Source organism: Synechococcus sp. R55.4 (assembly GCF_047461935.1).
GTDB lineage: Bacteria > Cyanobacteriota > Cyanobacteriia > Thermostichales > Thermostichaceae > Thermostichus.
On sequence record NZ_JANSIF010000084.1, the window covers coordinates 1 to 3781 of the forward strand.

3 protein-coding genes are annotated in these 3781 nt (G+C 59.7%); 2 read left to right on the forward strand and 1 reads right to left on the reverse strand.

Annotated features, from left to right (window positions below):
• Positions 1-128 precede the first annotated feature (128 nt).
• Positions 129-1439, reverse strand: coding sequence for a serpin family protein (locus tag NW842_RS13805; RefSeq protein WP_414373719.1), 1311 nt, complete (start codon positions 1437-1439; stop codon positions 129-131).
• 270 nt (positions 1440-1709) lie between these two features.
• On the opposite strand from NW842_RS13805, the gene NW842_RS13810 reads away from it, so the two are divergent.
• A complete protein-coding gene (locus tag NW842_RS13810; protein ID WP_414373721.1) occupies positions 1710-2234 on the forward strand; it encodes a DUF192 domain-containing protein in 525 nt (174 codons plus the stop codon).
• Between the two features lie 166 nt (positions 2235-2400).
• Positions 2401-3696, forward strand: a complete 1296-nt coding sequence (locus tag NW842_RS13815) for a bifunctional sterol desaturase/short chain dehydrogenase (RefSeq protein ID WP_414373799.1) — start codon at positions 2401-2403, stop codon at positions 3694-3696.
• Positions 3697-3781: the final 85 nt, after the last annotated feature.

Sequence of the window (3781 nt, forward strand, 5' to 3'; positions counted from 1 at the left end):
GTACTTCATCAAAGCGCATTCCTCCCGACACCGACCCTACGGGTACAGTGCGGGGCTCCTGCGATTTCTAGCTGAAGAGCGATCTGCACGCCCGGTAAGAAGTCAGCAAGCTGCCCTGAGGGATCCCCTTATTCAGGATCCACTAGGGATCCCATGAACAACACGGTTTGGGCCGCTGGGTTGCCGCCGGATCCGGAGGCCACAATGGCAAACCAGAAGGGCCGATCTGCCACAAATTGAAAGGGCTCTTGCCGGTCGACAGCAGTCCGGGAGACGATCACCCCAGTAGCGGCTGCCGCCTCGGATCCCTCTTCGTTCACTTCAATTGCTGCTTTGTGCAGGACTCTGCTGATCCGCGCTGGCTCTGGGGTCATCTGGCTGAAGTCGGCTCGGTTGGAAAAGGCAACTCCCAGGCCCAACTGCTGCAGAACGGAAGTGAGATCCGTTTCATAAGCCAATTCAAATCTCGGGATCCGCACCGAACCTGCACGGGGGCGCAGGGATCCCGTCCATTCTTGCCAAGTTTCCGGGCTCAGCTCTGCCCGCAGCGATTCCAGCTTCACTCCCTTCTTGGGCAGCAGGATCAGCATTTCCAGTTCTCCTTCCCCGTAGGGCAGGCTCACCACCTGCAACTGCTCGGTTTCCAGGTAGTCGTAACGACCTGATTGAACCATCATGGGTACTCGGACGCGGCGGCCATCCAACCGAGTAAAGGGCTGAGTTTGGGTGCGCTCCGGATCGAAGGGCTGAGTCCACTCGCCTTTGAAGTAGATGGCATTGAGCAAAACCATCAAATCCTCGCGGCTGAGGCGATCCACAATGCGGTTGATCTTGCCCTGGGTGCGCTCGGCCACCCAGCCGTTGATCTGGTTCACCGTTTGCCGGGATCCCAAATTCACCCGATTCACCACCGCTTGGTAGTAGGTGGCCAAAGCCTGCAAAAACTGGGGCTGTAAGGTGAGGGTTTGATCCACCCAGAGGCCGTTGGCCATTTGCACCTGGACTGGCCCTCCTGCCGGGGATCCCTCCGCCAGCCAGCCCACCATTTGGGCATTGCTCCAGTTCAACTCATTGAGGGAAAGGTCCTGTGCCTCCAGCACCTCGGCCATTGCCGTTTGAGTCTCCCCAGAGGCGCCGTTGTAGAGCATGCTCAGGGCCAGGCGGATGCTCAAGGGGGAGAAAAAGAGGTTCTCTTGGGGCTGCTGACGGAGCAGGTGATCAAACAGTTTCAGCGCAAAGCGGCTTTGGGCTTGTTGGGCCACGGTCTTTTCCCCATACCCTTCCCCATAGGTCACCGTTGGCTCAAAGGGAATCCGCACCGGGGTTTCCTGTGAACGGGATCCCATCCCGTGAGTGGGCCAGAGGCCCAGGAGCCCCAGGCCAAGCAGAGCCAGAAGAGGGATCCGGCTCACCAAGGATCGATTAAACAGGTCTTTCATAGGGCTCTCCTGGCAGAGTCTATGGCTATGCTATCGGGTCGGTTGTGGACTTCCCTTGCCCAGGGACGCCATTTCCGCTGCGCTCAAGGTGGAAAGACGCAGGCAGCTTCCGGCAAGCAAGAATTGGCAAGGCTCTCCCAGGGGGGAACTTCCTGCGTCTGGCTGGTCAAGTCGCAGCAGCAGCGTCTGGCGCGATAGGATGAAGCCTGCACAGGAGAGTGCCACATGGTTCTGTTCACGATACACGTTCCAAAAGGGTGCAGAGTCGCCTTGGGCCTGGCTCTACTGCTCCTGGGATCCGGCTTGGGATGTACTGCTGCCACGGAGAGATCTCCCGCCTCACAAACTCAGGTAACCGAAGCCATCTCTCCATCCCCCCCAGCCATAGGGCAGCCCCAGCAACTGCCGGTTGAAGCCGAAGTCACCCTTGCCGGCCAACGCTTTGAGCTAGAGGTGGCCCGCACCCCTGAGCAACAGCGCTTGGGCCTGATGTTTCGCACCGATTTGCCGCCGGATCGGGGCATGTGGTTTCCCTTTGATCCGCCCCAGCCAGCTTCTTTTTGGATGTTCAACACCCTGATCAACCTGGACATCATTTTCCTCTACCAAGGCAAGGTGGTGTACATTGCCGCCGATGTGCCCGGTTGCCCCGCCCAACCCTGCCCCACCTATGGGCCGCCTCCTTCCCAGTTGGTGGACGGTGTGCTGGAGTTCCGCGGCGGGACGGCTGCTGCTTTGGGTTTGGCCGTTGGAGATCCGGTCGAGATCCGAGAGCTTCAGCCCGTAGCCCCTTGATTTCTACCTCCCCTCTCCCTGAGGGAGAGGGGCCGGGGGTGAGGGAAGACAGGCTCGCAGATGATCTTTTGAAGAATCTTTGCGATGATTTTTGAGAGTCGCCAACTGAGTCCATAAAAGAGGCGACCGCGAGCTCAGGATTGGTTTGGCTACTGCGAGCGAGCCTATGGATGTCGGCAGCGCGAGTCATTGGATAGGGGTGGGGGCCGTCGCCCTAGCCTCCATCCTTTGGGCTGAGATCGTGCGGGATGTGCGCCATTGGCTGGCCCACCGGTGGCCCTGGCTGATGCCCAAACACATCCTGCACCACCGCCTGTTCCGCCCCGACCTTAGCGTGGTGGATGCACAGCTGTACCGAGAATCCCAGTGGCACCACGACGTTCCCGAAGCGGCGACGATGATCCTGGCCGGGATCCCTTGGGTGGTGGTATTGGGCCAGGGATCCCTGCTGTACGGCCTGGCGGCAGCGGTGGGGGTGGTCTACTCGGCCAGTTTCTGGGTGGCTGGTATGCTGCGGGGTTGGGGGCTGGCCCTGCAGACGGATATCACCCACCAGCCGGGGCCTTTCCCCGTTCCTCCCAGCCAATGGCATGTCAACCGCGCTTACCACTGGCGGCACCACTTCGACGATACCAACGCCTATTTTTGCGGCACCCTGACTCTCGTAGATCGGCTCATGGGCACCAGTCTCTCCTTGAAAGGCAAGCGAGTAGCCGTCACCGGCGCCTCCGGCACCCTGGGCCGGGCCTTGCTCAAGCATTTTCACCAGCAAGGGGCCAAAGTCATCGCCCTCAGCTCCCATTCGGATTCGGTTCACATCGAAGTGGACGGCCAGATCCAGCCGGTGGAGACCGTTCGCTGGCAGGTGGGGCAAGAGGGATCCCTGGCTGAGCTGCTGGAGCGGGTGGATATCTTGGTGCTCAACCACGGCCTGAACGTCCACAGGCAACGGGATCCCGAGTCTGTCCGCCAGTCCTATGCCGTCAACACTTTCTCCAGTTGGCGCCTAATAGAGCTGTTCTTCCAGACGGTGCGCGGCAACCCTGAGATGGCCACCAAAGAGGTGTGGGTGAACACCTCAGAGGCTGAGGCTAGCCCTGCTTTCAGTCCCCTCTACGAGCTCTCCAAGCGGGCCCTAGGCGATCTGGTTACTCTGCGCCGCCTCGATGCTCCCTGCACAGTGCGCAAGCTCATCCTCGGCCCCTTCAAGAGCCAGCTCAATCCCATTGGGGTTATGTCGGGAGATTGGGTGGCCGCTCAGATCTTGGCCCAGGCCAAACGAGACTGCCGCAACATCATCGTCACCATCAACCCCCTGACCTACTTGCTTTTCCCGCTCAAAGAGCTGGCCGTGAGCACCTATTTCCGCCTGTTTAGCCGTCGGTCTCCCCAGCCAGGGATCCCTGCCCCCAACCCAGATCCTGCAGGTGGGGCCGAGTCCGGTGATTTGCCTTTGGTTTAGTTAAAAGGAACTAGGTTGTGTTGATCTTTCATTTGAGCCAAAAGAGAGCACTGACGAGATAGAGAAAACTCAAGAAGTTCCTGGC

Coding starts and splice junctions, on each gene's coding strand:
- NW842_RS13805 (WP_414373719.1), bottom strand. CDS start 1,439: ATGAAAGACCTGTTTAATCGATCCTTGGTGAGCCGGATCCCTCTTCTG.
- NW842_RS13815 (WP_414373799.1), top strand. CDS start 2,401: ATGGATGTCGGCAGCGCGAGTCATTGGATAGGGGTGGGGGCCGTCGCC.